Consider the following 17,120-nt stretch of genomic DNA (forward strand, 5'->3'; position numbering starts at 1 on the left):
CACCATGGCATCAAGCACGCTGAGCAGGGTCACCAAGGCCCTGCTGGCTCCCGCCCTGGCGCTCGGCGCCACGATCGGTCTCGCCTCCGCCCCCGCCTCCGCCGCCGTGTGGAACACCTGCGACCAGTGGGGCCAGACCAACCTGAACGGCTACACGCTCTACAACAACATCTGGGGCTCCGGCGCCGGCAGCCAGTGCATCTGGGCCAACTCCGGCACCAACTGGGGCATCTGGGCCAACCACCCCAACACCGGCGGCATCAAGTCCTACCCGAACCAGACGAAGGCGATCAACAAGTCGATCACCTCGCTGGGCTCGCTCTCCAGCAGCTACAACGTCAGCGTCCCGTCGTCCGGCGCGTACAACACGTCGTACGACATCTGGGACACGGACCACGACTACGAGATCATGCTCTGGGTCAACAAGACCGGGCCCGTCGGGCCGCTCGGCACCTCGCAGGGCACCGTCAGCCTCGGCGGCCACTCCTGGAACGTCTTCAAGGGCACCAACGGCTCCAACGAGGTGTTCTCGTTCATCCGCACCTCCAACTCCAGCTCCGGCACCGTGAACATCCTGCCGATCCTGAAGTGGATCAAGGACACCAAGAAGTGGATGGGCAACGAGACGATCGGTGACGTGCAGTTCGGCTACGAGGTCACCTCGTCGTCCGGCGGGCTGAACTTCACCACCAACAACCTGACGGTCAGCAGCAGCTGATCCGTCGCCGGGGCCGGGGCCGGCCGTGCCGTCAGGCGCGGTCGACCTCGGCCCGCAGCGCGTTGTACCCAGCGAAGGCGGACTCGACCTCGTCGCGGGTGAGGCCGTAGCGGGACAGCTCGTAGGTGTGCCTGCGGGTGCCCTTGGGGCGGGCGACGGCCGTGGGGAGCCGGACCGCGTCGGCCTCGGTCCACCGGGCGCCGACGGCGGCGCAGAGCTTCGGGGCGCCGCTCGCGGGGTCGGAGCCGAGCCAGGAGTACGGGGCGTCCACCAGCTGCTGTGCGGGGACGGCGGCCCGGGCCGCGAGACCGCGCGTCACGGCCCGGCTCAGCAGGCCCAGCCAGGTGGCGCCGATGCCCGCCGGGTCCACGGGACGGGTGCTGACGGCCATGCCGTGCTCGATCAGGGAGCAGAAGGACGCCACGGCGGTCACCGGGTCCCGGTGGCACCACACGATCGTGGCGTCGGGGAACACCGCCAGCAGCGCGTCCAGGTTCTCCAGGTGCATGGGGGACTTCAGCATCCAGCGCCGCCGCGGACGGCCGTACTGGAGCACCTGGTAGACCTGCTTGAGATACCGGTAGTCGGCGGTGAAGTCGCGCGCGCAGTGCCACGCCAGGTAGGCGGGGATAAGGGCCTGGGAGAACGGCATCAGGGCGTGCGGCAACGCGAACGTGCACTCCTCGGGGCCCTCGGCGGCCATCGCGTGGATGTCGCGGAAGCGCGGCGCGAACAGGTCCGTGCCCCGCACCATCCGGCGCCCGGCCGCGATCGCCCGGCGCCGCTGCCGGCGGCCGCAGCGCCACATTGGCGAGGGTGAGGGCGAGCGGGGGCGAGGACACGCGACGGCACTGGCCCTTCGCACCGCGCCGCACAGTGCGGAAGCCGGCCGACAGTCGCGAAGGAGTGGCCGGAAGACCTCCATCGAACCGGCCACCCCTCGCGACCCGGCTACTCCGCCACAGGCAGCCGCGCCCCGTCCCGCAGGAACAGCGGGATCCGGTCCAGCGGGGCGTCGACCGTCACGGTCCGCCCGCCCCCGTACGTCTCACCCGTCCACGCGTCCGTCCAGGACGCCCCCGCCGGCAGGTACGCCGTACGGGCCGTGGCGCCGGCCGTCAGCACCGGCGCCACCAGCAGGTCGGGGCCGAACAGGTAGGAGTCGTCGACCGACCAGGCCGCAGGGTCGTCCGGGAACTCCAGGAACAGCGGCCGCATCACCGGCAGCCCCTCCTCATGGGCGGCGCGCATGACGTCCAGCACGTACGGCTTCAGCCGCTCGCGCAGCCGCAGGTACCGCTCCAGGATCGCCCCGGCCTCCTCGCCGTAGGACCACACCTCGTTGGGGCCGCCCGTCATCTCCGGGCCCAGCGGCATGCCCGGGTCGCGGAAACCGTGCAGCCGCATCAGCGGGGACAGCGCGCCGAACTGGAACCAGCGGACCATCACCTCCCGGTAGGCCGGGTCGTCCGGGTCGCCGCCGTGGAAGCCGCCGATGTCGGTGTTCCACCACGGGATGCCCGACAGGGCCGTGTTGAGTCCGGCCGCGATCTGGCGGCGCAGGGTCGGGAAGTCGGTGCCGATGTCACCGGACCACAGAGCGGCGCCGTAGCGCTGACTGCCCGCCCACGCCGAGCGGTTGAGTGTGACGATCTCCTCCTCCCCGGTGGCGAGCAGGCCCTCGTAGAAGGTGCGGGCGTTCTCCGCCGGGTAGGCGTTGCCGACCTCCAGGCCCGGACCCGCCCAGTAGCGCAGGTTCTCCTGGAAGCCCGGCTTCAGCTCCGGCTCGCAGGCGTCCAGCCAGAACGCCGTGATGCCGTACGGGTCGAGGTAGTTCTCCTTCACCCTCGACCACACGAACTCCCGGGCCTCCGGGTTGGTGGCGTCGTAGAAGGCCACCTGGACCGTGGAGGCGACCTCCTTGTCGGGCCAGTCGGCGTGCGCCATCGGCCCGTACTGGGTGCCGATGAACCAGCCGCGCTGTTCCAGGACCGGGTGGTTCTCGCTCAGCGGCGACACCGACGGCCAGACGCTCACCACGAGCTTGATGCCGAGCTCCTCCAGCTCGCGCACCATCGCCGCCGGGTCCGGCCACTCCTTCGGGTCGAACTTCCAGTCGCCGAGGTGCGTCCAGTGGAAGAAGTCGCAGACGATCGCCGAGATGGGCAGTCCCCGCCGCTTGTACTCCCGGGCCACCGCCATGAGTTCGTCCTGGGTGCGGTAGCGCAGCTTGCACTGCCAGAAGCCCGCCGCCCACTGGGGCAGCATCGGGCTGCGGCCGGTCACCGCGCTGTAGCGGCGCTGGCCGGCGGCCGGGTCGCCCGCGGTGATCCAGTAGTCGATCTGCCGGGCCGAGTCGGCGACCCACCGGGTGCCGTTGTGCGCCAGCTCCACGCGGCCGATCGCCGGGTTGTTCCACAGCAGCGTGTAGCCGCGGCTGGAGGTCAGCACCGGGATGCCGACCTCGGCGTTGCGCTGGACCAGGTCCAGCACCAGGCCCTTCTGGTCCAGGCGCCCGTGCTGGTGCTGGCCGAGGCCGTACAGCTTCTCGTCGTCGTAGGCGGCGAAGCGCTGCTCCAGGCGGTGGTGGCCGTTGCCGACGGCCGTGTACAGGCGGGAGCCGGGCCACCAGAAGTGGGCGCGGTCCTCGGCGAGGATCTCGGTGGAATCCTCCGTCCGCAGGAAGCGGATCAGACCCTCGGCGCTCACCTCGACGGTGAGCGCGCCGACGGTCAGCAGACCGGTGCCCTCCTCGATCTTCACCGTGGCCGGCGTCCCGGGGGGCTCGTCGAGCAGGGCGCCCGGGAGTCCTTCCAGGACCGGGCCGCCGAGCCGGGCGCGCACCCGGACCGCGTCCGGACCCCACGGCTCGATCCGGAGGGTCTCCTGGCGGCCGCTCCACTCCAGCGCACCGCCCCGCTCACGGAACGTGCCGACGGTGGGGGAGGACTGCGCCAGACTCACCTGGGGCTGGGTTTCAGCAGGCTGATTCACGCGTGCTCCTGTGCTCCTGGAGGAGTGCGGACATGGGGGTGCCCTGAGAGGAGGGCGGTGTTCGAGGGGGAGGGGTGTTCGAGGCGGGTGGAGGTGATGTGCTCACGACGGTCGTGCTCACGACGCTCGTGCTCACGACGGTCGTGCCCACGACAGTCGCGCAAGGGGCGCCTGGCGGTACTGGTGGTGCCTCCGGTACTGGTGGTGCTCGTGGTGCTCGTGGTGCTGGGCTGTGTTGGTGGTGCCTACGGTGTGGTGTCGGGCGGTACCGGTGGTGAGGGTCGTGCAGGTGGTGCCAGGTCGTGCTTACCGGCGCCGCGGCCGGCTCGGCGCCGGGCCCGTGCTCGCGCGTACCGTCAGCTCGGGCGCGATCAGCACGACCTCGTCGCTGCCTCGCCCGTCGAGCTTGGCGACCAGGTGGTCCACCGCGTGCCGGCCCATCTCGTGCGCGGGGATGGCCACCGACGTGAGCCGCACCGACGCCTGCGTCGCGACCTGGTCGGGGCAGATCGCGACCACCGACATGTCCTCCGGCACGGCCCGGCCCTGCTGCCGCAACAGCGCGAGCAGCGGCTCGACCGCCGACTCGTTCTGCACGATCAGGCCCGAGGTGTCGGGGCGTTCGTCGAGGATCCGGGCGAGGGTGACCGCCATCGCGTCGTACCCGCCCTCGCACGGCCGGTGCAGCAGCCGGACGCCCAGCTCGCCGGCACGGGACCTGAGCCCCTCGAGGGTGCGCTCGGCGAAGCCCGTGTGCCGCTCGTAGACGGCCGGGGCCTCGCCGATGACGGCGATGTCCTGGTGCCCCTGCTTGGCCAGGTGCTCCACGCACAGCGCGCCCGTCGCCCAGAAATCCAGATCGACGCAGGTCAGACCCGAGGTGTCGGCGGGCAGCCCCATCAGCACGGACGGCTGGTCCGTCGCGCGCAGCAACGGCAGCCGCTCGTCGTCGAGTTCGACGTCCATGAGGATCATGCCGTCGGCGAGCCCGCTGCCGGCCACGCGGCGCACCGCGTCGGGGCCCTCCTCACCGGTGAGCAGCAGCACGTCGTACCCGTGGGCGCGGGCGGAGGTCGCCACGGCGATGGCGATCTCCATCATCACCGGCACGTACATGTCCGTGCGCAGCGGGACCATGAGCGCGATGATGTTCGACTTGCTGCTGGCCAGGGCGCGGGCCCCGGCGTTCGGGTGGTACCCGAGCTCGCGGATGCTCCGCTCGACCCGCTGCCGGGTGTTCGCGGAGATGGACCGCTTGCCGCTGAGGACATAGCTCACCGTGCTCGCCGAGACTCCGGCGTGCTGGGCGACCTCGGCGAGGGTGACCATCCAGCTCTCCCAGTTCGTTGTGAAGCGCTTCGACAGTGCGCGTAGCTGATACGGGCGGGTGAGGGTGGTTCGACAGTAGCCCCAGCGGGGGTGGGTGTCCATAGGTTGTCGAAGCGCTTCGATGCGGATTTCCCAGAAGCGCTTCCGGAGCCGGAGCCGCCACCGGGACGGCACCTCGATGCAACACCGTCGTCAGGCGCGCGACAAGTACCGGAGATGCTCGCGGCAAATACCGGTGATGCTCGCGGCAAGTACCGGGGATGCTCGGCCCCCTTCGGCTGAACAGACGCGCGAGGACTGGTGGGAGCGTCCGGATTCGGGTACCAACGATCCAGTAGCACTGGTCGGTAACGAAACGGTCCTCCATCTTCCTAGTTGCGGCGAGGTGCCCCTCATGTCCGCTTCCACCACCCCTTCTTCCCGTCCCGCCGTCACCGAGCGGGAGGCCCGTGAGGTGGCGGAGGCCGCCCGGGAACAGCACTGGCGCAAGCCCAGCTTCGCCAAGGAGCTGTTCCTCGGCCGCTTCCGGCTCGACCTCATCCACCCCCACCCCCTCCCGGCCGACGAGGCGGCCCAGCGCGGCGAGGAGTTCCTCGCCAAGCTCCGCGATTTCGTCGAGACCAAGGTCGACGGGGCCCTCATCGAGCGCGAGGCCCGGATCCCCGACGAGGTGATCGACGGGCTGAAGGAGCTCGGCGCCTTCGGCATGAAGATCGACACCAAGTACGGCGGGCTCGGCCTCGGGCAGGTGTACTACAACAAGGCGCTCGCCCTGATCGGCTCCGCGAGCCCCGCGATCGGCGTGCTGCTCTCCGCGCACCAGTCGATCGGCGTGCCCCAGCCCCTGAAGCTGTTCGGCACCCAGGAGCAGCGGGAGCGCTTCCTGCCGCGCTGCGCCCGCACGGACATCAGCGCCTTCCTGCTCACCGAGCCCGACGTCGGCTCCGACCCGGCCCGCCTCGCCACCACGGCCGTGCCCGACGGGGACGACTACGTCCTCGACGGGGTGAAACTGTGGACCACCAACGGCGTCGTCGCCGACCTGCTGGTCGTCATGGCCCGGGTCCCCAGGAGTGAGGGCCACCGCGGCGGCATCACCGCCTTCGTCGTCGAGACGAACTCGCCGGGCGTCACCGTCGAGAACCGCAACGCCTTCATGGGCCTGCGCGGCATCGAGAACGGCGTCACCCGCTTCCACCAGGTCCGCGTTCCCGCCGCCAACCGCGTCGGCGAGGAGGGTCAGGGCCTGAAGATCGCCCTGACCACCCTCAACACCGGGCGGCTGTCGCTGCCGGCCTCCTGTGTCGCGGCCGGCAAGTGGTGCCTGAAGATCGCCCGGGAGTGGTCGGCGGCCCGTGAGCAGTGGGGCAAGCCCGTCGCGCACCACGAGGCGGTCGGCTCCAAGATCTCCTTCATCGCGGCCACCACCTTCGCCCTGGAGGCCGTGACGGACCTCGCCTCCCAGATGGCCGACGAGGACCGCAACGACATCCGCATCGAAGGGGCCCTCGCCAAGCTGTACGCCTCCGAGATGGCCTGGACGATGGCCGACGAACTCGTCCAGATCCGCGGCGGCCGCGGCTTCGAGACGGCCGACTCCCTGCGGGCCCGCGGCGAGCGTGGCGTCCCGGCCGAGCAGCTGCTGCGCGACCTGCGCATCAACCGCATCTTCGAGGGCTCCACCGAGATCATGCACCTGCTGATCGCGCGCGAGGCCGTCGACGCCCACCTCTCGGTCGCCGGTGACCTCATCGACCCCGAGAAGTCCCTGGGCGACAAGGCCAGGGCGGGCGCGAACGCGGGCGTCTTCTACGCCAAGTGGCTGCCGAAGCTGGTCGCCGGCCCCGGTCAGCTCCCGGCCTCCTATGGCGAGTTCAAACACGAGGTGGACCTCTCCGGCCACCTGCGCTACGTCGAGCGCACCGCCCGCAAGCTCGCCCGCTCCACCTTCTACGCCATGTCCCGCTGGCAGGGCCGGATGGAGTCCAAGCAGGGCTTCCTCGGCCGGATCGTCGACATCGGCGCCGAACTGTTCGCCATGAGCGCGTCCTGCGTGCGGGCCGAGCTGCTGCGCAGCCAGGGCGAGAACGGCCGCGAGGCATACCAGCTCGCCGACGTCTTCTGCCGCCAGTCCCGCATCCGGATCGAAGAGCTCTTCACCCGCCTGTGGAGCAACACCGACGACCTCGACCGCAAGGTCGTCAAGGGCGTCCTGTCCGGCACGTACGAGTGGCTGGAGCAGGGCATCGTCGACCCCTCCGGCGAGGGCCCGTGGATCGCAGACGCGACACCAGGGCCGTCACAGAAGGAGAACGTCCACCGGCCGATCAGGTAACCCCGGCTCTCCCAGGGGCGTGCACCGCTATGGCGCGCGCCCCCGGGAAGGGGATGCGCTGTCCTCACACACCGGCCTTACGGCAACAATGGAGCAATGAGCGACAGTCCAACCCCCCTCGCCGATCCCCACCTCGTCTACGACCCCGTAGCGGGAAGTGGCCCGAAGGACGTGGTGATCCTCGGCTCCACCGGGTCCATCGGCACGCAGGCCATCGACCTCGTGCTGCGCAACCCCGACCGGTTCCGGGTCACCGCCCTCTCGGCCAACGGCGGCCGGATCGCCCTCCTCGCCGAGCAGGCCCACCGGCTGCGGGTGCGGACGGTCGCGGTCGCCCGCGAGGACGTCGTACCGGCCCTGCGCGAGGCGCTCACCGCGCAGTACGGCCCCGGCGAACCGCTCCCCGAGCTCCTCGCCGGCCCGGACGCGGCCACCCACCTGGCGGCGTCCGACTGCCACACCGTCCTGAACGGCATCACCGGCTCCATCGGACTCGCCCCGACCCTGGCCGCCCTGGAGGCGGGCCGCACCCTCGCGCTGGCCAACAAGGAGTCGCTCATCGTCGGCGGCCCGCTGGTCAAGGCCCTCGCCAAGCCCGGGCAGATCATCCCGGTCGACTCCGAGCACGCCGCCCTCTTCCAGGCCCTGGCCGCCGGTACCCGCGCCGACGTCCGCAAGCTGGTCGTCACCGCCTCCGGCGGCCCCTTCCGCGGCCGCGGCAAGGCCGAGCTCGCGAGCGTCACCGTCGAGGACGCCCTCGCCCACCCCACCTGGGCCATGGGCCCGGTCATCACGATCAACTCCGCGACCCTCGTCAACAAGGGCCTGGAGGTCATCGAGGCACACCTCCTCTACGACATTCCCTTCGACCGCATTGAGGTGGTCGTGCATCCCCAGTCGTATGTCCACTCGATGGTTGAGTTCACGGATGGATCGACACTGGCCCAGGCGACCCCGCCCGACATGCGCGGGCCCATCGCCATCGGCCTCGGCTGGCCCGAGCGCGTGCCCGACGCCGCCCCCGCGTTCGACTGGAGCAAGGCCTCGACCTGGGAGTTCTTCCCGCTCGACAACGAGGCGTTCCCCTCGGTGAACCTCGCCCGGCACGTGGGCGAGCTCGCGGGCACCGCCCCTGCGGTGTTCAACGCGGCCAACGAGGAGAGCGTGGAGGCGTTCCGCCAGGGGGCACTGCCCTTCAACGGGATCATGGACACCGTCACCCGGGTCGTCGAGGAGCACGGCACCCCGCGTACGGGAACCTCGCTCACCGTGTCGGACGTCCTCGAAGCGGAGACCTGGGCGCGGACCCGGGCCCGGGAACTGGCGGCACAGACGGCGGAGGCCCGTGCATGACGACCCTGATGTTCATCCTCGGCATAGTCCTCTTCGCGGTCGGCCTGCTCGTCTCGATCGCGTGGCACGAGCTGGGGCACCTGTCCACCGCCAAGCTCTTCGGCATCCGTGTGCCGCAGTACATGGTCGGCTTCGGGCCCACGATCTTCTCGCGCAACAGGGGCGAGACGGAGTACGGCATCAAGGCCATCCCGTTCGGCGGCTACATCCGCATGATCGGCATGTTCCCGCCAGGCCCCGACGGCCGGATGGAAGCGCGCTCCACCTCCCCGTGGCGCGGCATGATCGAGGACGCCCGCACCGCCGCCTACGAGGAACTCCAGCCGGGTGACGAGAAGCGCATGTTCTACACGCGCGCCCCCTGGAAGCGCGTGATCGTCATGTTCGCCGGCCCCTTCATGAACCTGATCCTGGCGGTGGCGCTGTTCCTCACCGTCCTGATGGGCTTCGGCATCACCCAGCAGACCACCACGGTCAGCTCGGTCTCGCAGTGCGTCATCGCGCAGAACGAGAACCGCGACAAGTGCGAGAAGGGCGACCCGGCCGCCCCCGCCGCCGCGGCGGGCCTCAAGGCGGGCGACAAGATCGTCTCCTTCAACGGGGTGAGGACCGACGACTGGAACGAACTGTCCGACCTGATCCGCGCCACCCCTGGCAAGGAGGTGCCGATCGTCGTCGACCGCAAGGGCCAGGACGTCACCCTGCACGCGAAGATCGCCACCAACCGGGTCGCCAAGAAGGACGCGAGCGGCCAGATTGTCGAGGGCCAGTACGTCCAGGCCGGCTTCCTCGGCTTCAGCGCCGCCACCGGCGTGGTCAAGCAGGACTTCGGCGAGTCCGTGACCTGGATGGGCGACCGCATCGGCGAGGCCGTCGACTCCCTCGCCGCCCTCCCCGGCAAGATCCCGGCCCTGTGGAACGCGGCCTTCGACGGCGCCCCGCGCGAGGCCGACTCCCCGATGGGCGTGGTCGGCGCGGCCCGCGTCGGCGGTGAGATCTTCACCCTCGACATCCCGCCCACCCAGCAGCTGGCCATGGCCCTGATGCTGGTCGCGGGCTTCAACCTGTCGCTGTTCCTGTTCAACATGCTCCCGCTGCTGCCGCTCGACGGCGGTCACATCGCGGGCGCGCTGTGGGAGTCGCTGCGCCGCAACACGGCCAAGGTGCTGCGCCGGCCGGACCCGGGCCCCTTCGACGTGGCGAAGCTCATGCCGGTCGCCTACGTCGTCGCCGGGATCTTCGTCTGCTTCACGATCCTGGTGCTGATCGCAGACGTGGTCAACCCGGTGAAAATCTCCTAGTCATACGGCGTTCACGGCGGCCCGGCACGCTTTTCGCCGGGCCGCCCCCCATCGAGTGGCACAGCGGGTGGGATGTGCCCGCCCCGAGGCATGTGCCGTAATCTCGGAGCCCGGAGCCCGCTGCTCACGGGACCGGACCTTGATCCACGACTTGGGGTTGCACAGCAGATGACTGCGATTTCTCTCGGCATGCCGTCCGTTCCGACCAAGCTCGCCGAGCGCCGGAAGAGCCGCCAGATCCAGGTCGGGACCGTGGCCGTCGGCGGAGACGCCCCCGTGTCGGTGCAGTCGATGACCACGACACGCACCTCCGACATCGGCGCGACCCTCCAGCAGATCGCCGAACTGACCGCCTCCGGCTGCCAGATCGTCCGCGTCGCCTGCCCGACCCAGGACGACGCCGACGCCCTCGCCACCATCGCCCGCAAGTCGCAGATCCCGGTCATCGCCGACATCCACTTCCAGCCGAAGTACGTGTTCGCCGCGATCGAGGCCGGCTGCGCGGCGGTCCGCGTCAACCCCGGCAACATCAAGCAGTTCGACGACAAGGTCAAGGAGATCGCCAAGGCGGCCCGGGACCACGGCACCCCGATCCGCATCGGCGTCAACGCCGGCTCCCTCGACCGCCGCCTGCTCCAGAAGTACGGCAAGGCCACCCCCGAGGCCCTGGTCGAATCGGCCCTGTGGGAGGCGTCCCTCTTCGAGGAGCACGACTTCCGTGACATCAAGATCTCCGTCAAGCACAACGACCCGGTCGTCATGATCGAGGCCTACAAGCAGCTCGCCGCCCAGTGCGACTACCCGCTGCACCTCGGCGTCACGGAGGCGGGCCCGGCCTTCCAGGGCACGATCAAGTCGGCGGTCGCCTTCGGCGCGCTCCTCTCCCAGGGCATCGGCGACACCATCCGCGTCTCCCTCTCGGCCCCGCCGGTCGAGGAGGTCAAGGTCGGCAACCAGATCCTGGAGTCCCTGAACCTCAAGCAGCGCGGCCTGGAGATCGTCTCCTGCCCCTCCTGCGGCCGCGCCCAGGTCGACGTCTACAAGCTCGCCGAAGAGGTCACGGCCGGCCTCACCGGCATGGAGGTCCCGCTGCGCGTCGCCGTCATGGGCTGCGTCGTCAACGGCCCCGGCGAGGCCCGCGAGGCCGACCTCGGCGTCGCCTCCGGCAACGGCAAGGGCCAGATCTTCGTCAAGGGCGAGGTCATCAAGACCGTCCCCGAGTCGAAGATCGTGGAGACCCTCATCGAGGAGGCCATGAAGCTCGCCGAGCAGATGGAGAAGGACGGCGTGATCTCGGGCGAACCGTCGGTGGCGGTCGCGGGCTGATCACTTGGCGACGATGGTGCCCGCGCCCCGCTTTTCCGGGGGCGCGGGGAACTGCGCGAAAGGCCACGACGTACCCGCAGGCCGCCTCATACCGTCGGTCCCGGGCTCCGAGGCGTCCCGCCCAGGCAGCGCAGCTATAGTGCGGAGACCAGCAACCCCAGTTCGTGAGGCCCGCACGTGTTGACGCAGACCACCTCACGGGTCCTCGAACCGAGCGACCTGGACGCCGCGCTCGCCGTCCTCGACCGCGAGCCCGTCGCGAACGCCTTCGTGACGTCCCGCGTCCAGATCGCCGGACTCGACCCGTGGCGGCTCGGCGGTGAGATGTGGGGCTGGTACGAGGACGGCATACTCACCTCCCTCTGCTACGCCGGTGCCAACCTGGTCCCGATCTGCGCGGGCCCGCGCGCCGTCCGCGCCTTCGCCGACCGTGCCCGCCGGGCCGGTCGCCGCTGTTCCTCCATCGTCGGCCCCTCCGGCGCGACTTCCGACCTGTGGCGGCTCCTGGAACCCCAGTGGGGCCCGGCCCGCGACATCCGCCGCCACCAGCCGCTCATGGTCACCGACCGCCTCCCGGCCGACGTCACCCCGGACCCCTACGTCCGTCGCGTCCGCAAGGACGAGATGGAGACGATCATGCCGGCGTGCGTGGCCATGTTCACCGAAGAGGTCGGCGTCTCCCCGCTGGCCGGCGACGGCGGCCTGCTCTACCAGGCCCGCGTCGCCGAACTCGTCGGCTCCGGCCGCGCCTTCGCCCGCTTCGACGCGGACGGCAAGGTCGTCTTCAAGGCCGAGATCGGTGCCGCGACCGACCGAGCCTGCCAGATCCAGGGCGTGTGGGTGGCCCCCGAGTACCGCGGCACCGGCCTGGCGGCCCCCGGCATGGCGGCCGTCCTGCGCTACGCCCTCGCCGACGTCGCCCCCGTGGTGAGCCTCTACGTCAACGACTTCAACACGGCGGCCAGGAGGGCGTACCAGAGGGTGGGCTTCCAGGAAGTGGGCGCTTTCATGAGCGTCCTGTTCTGAGGGCGTCCCCGAAGGGGCGCGGGGCTGTATCCGATGTGCGGCTCCGCCGCGTGGGCGCGATCAGCCACATCCGGCCTGCACCCGGCACGGAACGGGAGCCCCCCTGTAGGCTCCCCGCCATGGACCTGGTGATCGGCCCACTCGACCTCTCCGCCCACGTGGACGAAGCGCTGGCCGTCCAGGCCGTGGCCTTCGGCCTGGGCCCGGACGAGGTGGCCGTCCGCCGCCAGATCGTCCTGCGCCACATGACCTACCCGGGTGCGAGGGCCCTCGGCGCCACAGCCGACGGCAGGCTCGCCGGCTTCGTCTACGGCATGCCCAACGACCGCACCCACTGGTGGTCCACCGTCGTCGAGCCCTACCTCCGCGCCCAGCACAACGCCCACTGGCTCGACGACTCCTTCGTGATCACCGAACTGCACGTCCACCCGGCGTACCAGAACCGCGGCCTCGGACGCTCCCTCATCACCACGATCACCGACGGCGCCGACGAACCCCGCTCGATCCTCTCCGCGATCGACACCGACAGTCCGGCCCGCGCCCTCTACCGCTCCCTCGGCTACCAGGACCTGGCCCGCCAGGTCCTCTTCCCCAGCGCGCCGAAGCCGTACGCGGTGATGGGCGCCCCCCTTCCCCTGCGCCGCGGATAACCGATTTCCACCGCCGCGCACCCCCCGGATAACCTCCTGCCATCACCTTCCCCCGCTCTCGGCTCCGCTCGAGCGGGGGACCCCCAGCAGCAGGAGCAGAGGAACCATGGCAAACGCACCGGTCCAGCGCATGTCCCAGTTGTTGGCGAAGACGTTGCGCGACGACCCGGCCGACGCCGAGGTCCTCAGCCACAAGCTCCTCGTCCGCGCCGGCTACGTCCGCCGCACCGCCGCCGGCGTCTGGAGCTGGCTGCCCCTCGGCAAGAAGGTGCTGTCCAACGTCGAGCGGATCGTCCGTGAGGAGATGGACGCCGTGGGCGCCCAGGAGGTCCTGCTCCCCGCCATCCTCCCGCGCGAGCCCTACGAGGCCACCGGCCGCTGGGACGAGTACGGCCCCGAGCTGTTCCGCCTGCAGGACCGCAAGGGCGGCGACTACCTCCTCGGCCCCACCCACGAGGAGATCTTCACTCTCCTGGTGAAGGACCAGGCGTCCTCCTACAAGGACCTGCCGGTCATCCTCTACCAGATCCAGAACAAGTACCGCGACGAAGCCCGCCCCCGCGCCGGCATCCTGCGCGGCCGTGAGTTCCTCATGAAGGACTCCTACTCCTTCGACACCGAGGACGAGGGCCTCGCCAAGTCCTACGCCCTGCACCGCGAGGCCTACCAGAAGATCTTCGCGCGCCTCGGCCTCGACTACCGCATCTGCGCCGCTACGGCCGGCGCGATGGGCGGCTCGAAGTCCGAGGAGTTCCTCGCCCCGGCCGAGGCCGGCGAGGACACCTTCGCCGACTGCCCGAACTGTGACTTCGCCGCCAACACCGAGGCGATCACGTACGAGCTGAAGCCCGTCGACGGCTCGGACGTGCCCGCCGCCGAGGACATCCCCACCCCCGACACCCCGACCATCGAGACCCTCGCCGCCCACCTCGGCGTCCCGGCCTCGGCCACGCTGAAGAACCTCCTCGTGAAGGTCGACGGCGAGATCGTCGCCGTCGGCGTCCCCGGGGACCGCGAGGTCGACCTGGACAAGGTCGAGGCGCACTTCGCCCCGGCCGCCGTCGAGCTGGTCACCGAGACGGACTTCGCCGCCCGCCCCGACCTGGTCCGCGGCTACGTCGGACCGCAGGGCCTGGACAAGGTCACGTACATCGCCGACCCGCGCGTCGCCCCCGGCACGGCCTGGATCACCGGCGCCAACAAGTCCGGCACCCACACCAAGAACGTCGTCGCGGGCCGTGACTTCGAGGTCGACCGGTACGTCGACGTCGTCGTCGTGCAGGAGGGCGACCCCTGCCCGAAGTGCGGCACCGGGCTGGTCCTGGACCGCGCCATCGAGATCGGCCACATCTTCCAGCTGGGCCGCAAGTACGCCGACGCCCTCAAGCTCGACGTCCTCGGCCAGAACGGCAAGCCGGTCCGTGTCACCATGGGCTCCTACGGCATCGGGGTCTCGCGTGCGGTGGCCGCCCTGGCCGAGCAGAGCGCCGACGAAAAGGGGCTGTGCTGGCCCGCCGAGGTCGCCCCGGCCGACGTCCACGTGGTCGCCGCCGGCAAGGCCCTCCAGACCGAACTGGCCCTGGACATCTCCCAGAAGCTGGCCTCCGCCGGTGTCCGCGTCCTGGTCGACGACCGCCCCGGCGTCTCCCCGGGCGTGAAGTTCACCGACTCCGAGCTGATCGGTGTGCCGCAGATCCTGGTGGCGGGCCGTCGCGCGGCCGACGGCGTGGTGGAGCTGAAGGACCGCCGCACCGGCGAGCGCGAGGAACTGACGGTCGAGGAGGCCGTCGCCCGCCTCACGGCGTAGCCCCGAGAGGGCCGGGCGGACGCCGATCCAGTTCGCCCGGCCCCTCGGGCCTGCCTTCACAGCAGGGACCCAACCGAAGTTCCGGGTTGGGCCGGACCCGAGTTCCGGGTTGGGCCGGACCCGAGTTGCGGGCGGGGTTGAACCGGAGTTGCGGGCGGGGCTGAGCCCGAGTTGCGGGCCGGGCCGATCCCGAGTTGCGGGCCGGGCCGATCCGGGGTGCGGGTTCGCAGTGCTTCCCTCGAACCCCACCGATCGGTCCCGCGCCCTACAGCCACCCCGCGAACTCCAGCAACAGCTCCGCGTCCCGCGGCCGTCCGACCCGCCCCGCGCGCACGCCCGACTCCACGGCCCGGAACAGCGTCCAGCCCCGCAGCCGCTCCTGGTCCACGTCCAGGGACTCGGCGAGCCGCTTCACGCGCCGCCGGGTCGTGGCCGCGCCGGACGGCTGGGCGATCAGGTCCTCCACCCGGTCCCGGACCAGCCGGGCCAGATCGAAGGCGCACTCGCCGACCACCGGGTCGGGCCCCACGGCCAGCCACGGCATCCGCTCCCCGGCGAGCACCTTGCTCTGCCGGAACGTGCCGTGCAGCAGCCGATGCTCCGGCGGTGCGGCCAGCAGCTCCTCGCGCGCCGCGAGCGCCAGATCGACCAGCGGAGCCACCGCGGGCTCGGTCCCGGCCCGGGCGCGCATCGCCTCGGCCTGCCGCCCGGTCCGCTCGGCCACCGTCTCGAAGGGAAACCCGGCGGGCGGCTCCACCCACAGCCGTCGCAGCGTTCCCGCCGCCTCCAGCAACGCCTTCGCCTCCGGCAGCGACCGCACCGACACGTCCGGGTGAAGCCGCTCCAGCAGCAGCACGCCCTCGGCCGACACCGGTTCGAGCAGCTGGACGGCGCCCCGCCCGGCCCAGTGCGCGAGCGCGGCCCGCTCCGCCTCCGGACGGGCCCGGCCCGGCGCCAGCTTGAGCACGGCGGGTGTCCCGTCGGCCGCCCGCACCAGCACGACCAGGCTGCTGCGCCCACCGGGCACCTGCACCCGCTCCACGGTCAACTCGCGTAGCGCGACGGCCTGCTGAGCCGCCGCGGGCAGCTTCTCCAGCCAGTCGTCACCGTCCGGAGCCGTCTCACCGAGCGCCCTCACCAGACGCTGCGGCGGTTCGAAAGCCATGCGCGAGTCGTTCCCTTCGTGCTGTCCGCGGTGCGTGCCCTGCCCGGGTCACGCCGTCGGCGCCGCCGAGGGCGGGGCCGTACCGGCCCGCTCGGCGAGCCCAGGGAAGGCTACGCTCTCCCCGCGCCAGCGCACCGCCCGCACCGCCGCCTCCCGCAGCGCCTCGGCGGCCAGGGCCCGCCGCCCGCCGCCCGCCGCGCGCACCAGGTCGGCGTACACCCCGGCCACCCGGTCCTCCAGTTCGGCGGCGAGCCGTACGGCCGCCGCCGCGTCCGGCACCTGGAAGGGCAGGGCATAACCGGCCGACGCGGCCACGGGCCGGCCCCCGAGGTCCTTCACCTCGCGCACCAGCGCGTCCCTGCGCGCCCGGTGTGCGTCGTACGCCGCGACCGCCTCGCTGCGCCGCCCCTCACCGATCCTCCCGCCGACGACGCCGTACCCGTAGACCGCCGCGTGCTCGGCAGCCAGCGCCGCCTGCAGAGCCCGCAGCTCCCCGTCCTTCGCCGCGCTCACGCGTTCCCCTTCGTCAGCAGATACACATGCGCCGTCCCGGCCGCAGCCACCGACGCCAGCAGCCGCGCCAGCTCGCCCGGAACCCCGCCCAGCGCCTTCACCCGCCGGTCGACGAGCTCCCGCTCCGCCGCGACGAGCCCGGCGAGGGCGTCCCTGTCGTTCCCCGGCACGGTCGCGGACGGCGATGCAGCAGCCGACGCGGACCCCGCGGCCGACGGGGACGCCGAAGGCGATGCTTTTCGGCCACCGCCGAACGCCTGGGCGTGTCGTGCGCACTCCTCGCGCAGCGGCCGCAGCAGGCCCGCGAGGCCCGGCCGGGCGGCGATCACCGCGTCGTAGCGCTCCGTCAGCCCCTCGCTGTCGCGGGCCGCACGCGCGCGTGCCCGGTCTGCGGCAGCCGTACCGTCCCCGGCCGGGGCGCCGGCGTCCCCGCCGGTGCAGCCCGTCAGCGCGAGGGCCGCCGGGGCGACGGCGAGCAGACTCCTTCTGCGCGGCCCCGAACGGGCACGCGGCGATGGGGGGAACGGCACGTCAGACGTCCTCGGGGCTCGTGTCGAGAAACATTCGAGAAAGATCGAGAAGCATTCGGGAGAGAGGGGACCG

At 71.5% G+C, this 17,120-nt stretch carries 14 protein-coding genes; 8 read left to right on the forward strand and 6 right to left on the reverse strand.

The window, feature by feature from the left end; all coding sequences use genetic code 11:
- Window positions 1–4 precede the first annotated feature (4 nt).
- Entirely contained in the window at window positions 5–718 is a 714-nt protein-coding gene (locus tag AB0B29_RS35915) for a glycoside hydrolase family 12 protein (protein WP_362246626.1), read from the forward strand.
- A 31-nt stretch (window positions 719–749) separates the two neighbouring features.
- Here AB0B29_RS35915 and AB0B29_RS35920 read toward each other — a convergent pair whose 3' ends face one another.
- From AB0B29_RS35920 to AB0B29_RS35930, 3 genes are all read right to left on the reverse strand, one after another.
- Window positions 750–1,643 carry a sulfotransferase family protein gene (locus AB0B29_RS35920; RefSeq protein WP_362246628.1) on the reverse strand — a complete coding sequence of 298 codons (894 nt, stop codon included), beginning with the start codon at window positions 1,641–1,643 and terminating at the stop codon, window positions 750–752.
- A 26-nt stretch (window positions 1,644–1,669) separates the two neighbouring features.
- Window positions 1,670–3,712, reverse strand: coding sequence for a glycoside hydrolase family 31 protein (locus tag AB0B29_RS35925; protein ID WP_362246629.1), 2,043 nt, complete (start codon window positions 3,710–3,712; stop codon window positions 1,670–1,672).
- 306 nt (window positions 3,713–4,018) lie between these two features.
- Window positions 4,019–5,041, reverse strand: coding sequence for a LacI family DNA-binding transcriptional regulator (locus AB0B29_RS35930; RefSeq protein ID WP_362246631.1), 1,023 nt, complete (start codon window positions 5,039–5,041; stop codon window positions 4,019–4,021).
- A 394-nt stretch (window positions 5,042–5,435) separates the two neighbouring features.
- Here AB0B29_RS35930 and AB0B29_RS35935 point away from each other — a divergent pair, with 394 nt between their 5' ends.
- The 7 genes from AB0B29_RS35935 to AB0B29_RS35965 all read left to right on the forward strand — a co-directional run bounded on the left by AB0B29_RS35935 (window position 5,436) and on the right by AB0B29_RS35965 (window position 14,839).
- Window positions 5,436–7,376, forward strand: coding sequence for an acyl-CoA dehydrogenase family protein (locus tag AB0B29_RS35935; RefSeq protein WP_362246633.1), 1,941 nt, complete (start codon window positions 5,436–5,438; stop codon window positions 7,374–7,376).
- A 96-nt stretch (window positions 7,377–7,472) separates the two neighbouring features.
- The gene (dxr, locus tag AB0B29_RS35940) at window positions 7,473–8,729 is read left to right on the forward strand and encodes a 1-deoxy-D-xylulose-5-phosphate reductoisomerase (RefSeq protein WP_362246635.1); all 1,257 of its coding nucleotides are present in this window, start codon (window positions 7,473–7,475) and stop codon (window positions 8,727–8,729) included.
- An 8-nt stretch (window positions 8,730–8,737) separates the two neighbouring features.
- Entirely contained in the window at window positions 8,738–10,030 is a 1,293-nt protein-coding gene (locus AB0B29_RS35945; protein WP_362246705.1) for a M50 family metallopeptidase, read from the forward strand.
- A gap of 168 nt (window positions 10,031–10,198) precedes the next feature.
- Window positions 10,199–11,356, forward strand: coding sequence for a flavodoxin-dependent (E)-4-hydroxy-3-methylbut-2-enyl-diphosphate synthase (ispG, locus tag AB0B29_RS35950; RefSeq protein ID WP_362246637.1), 1,158 nt, complete (start codon window positions 10,199–10,201; stop codon window positions 11,354–11,356).
- A gap of 177 nt (window positions 11,357–11,533) precedes the next feature.
- The gene (locus AB0B29_RS35955; RefSeq protein WP_362246639.1) at window positions 11,534–12,382 is read left to right on the forward strand and encodes a GNAT family N-acetyltransferase; all 849 of its coding nucleotides are present in this window, start codon (window positions 11,534–11,536) and stop codon (window positions 12,380–12,382) included.
- Window positions 12,383–12,501: 119 nt separating this feature from the next.
- A complete protein-coding gene (locus AB0B29_RS35960; protein ID WP_362246641.1) occupies window positions 12,502–13,032 on the forward strand; it encodes a GNAT family N-acetyltransferase in 531 nt (176 codons plus the stop codon).
- 106 nt (window positions 13,033–13,138) lie between these two features.
- Complete coding sequence (locus tag AB0B29_RS35965; protein WP_362246643.1) at window positions 13,139–14,839, forward strand: proline--tRNA ligase; 1,701 nt, start codon at window positions 13,139–13,141, stop codon at window positions 14,837–14,839.
- 265 nt (window positions 14,840–15,104) lie between these two features.
- On the opposite strand, the gene AB0B29_RS35970 is transcribed toward AB0B29_RS35965, so the two are convergent.
- Genes AB0B29_RS35970 through AB0B29_RS35980 form a run of 3 tightly spaced genes read right to left on the reverse strand, consistent with a single transcriptional unit; the run spans window position 15,105 to window position 17,047 of the window.
- The gene (locus AB0B29_RS35970) at window positions 15,105–16,004 is read right to left on the reverse strand and encodes an aminoglycoside phosphotransferase family protein (RefSeq protein WP_362246645.1); all 900 of its coding nucleotides are present in this window, start codon (window positions 16,002–16,004) and stop codon (window positions 15,105–15,107) included.
- Window positions 16,005–16,052: 48 nt separating this feature from the next.
- Window positions 16,053–16,517, reverse strand: a complete 465-nt coding sequence (locus tag AB0B29_RS35975; protein WP_362246647.1) for a ferritin-like domain-containing protein — start codon at window positions 16,515–16,517, stop codon at window positions 16,053–16,055.
- Window positions 16,514–17,047, reverse strand: coding sequence for a hypothetical protein (locus AB0B29_RS35980; RefSeq protein WP_362246649.1), 534 nt, complete (start codon window positions 17,045–17,047; stop codon window positions 16,514–16,516). Before AB0B29_RS35980 ends, AB0B29_RS35975 begins: the two co-directional genes overlap by 4 nt.
- Between the last annotated feature and the right edge of the window lie 73 nt (window positions 17,048–17,120).

Origin of the sequence: Streptomyces tibetensis (genome assembly GCF_040647715.1) — a bacterium.
In the GTDB taxonomy this organism is placed as follows: Bacteria; Actinomycetota; Actinomycetes; order Streptomycetales; family Streptomycetaceae; genus Streptomyces; species Streptomyces tibetensis_A.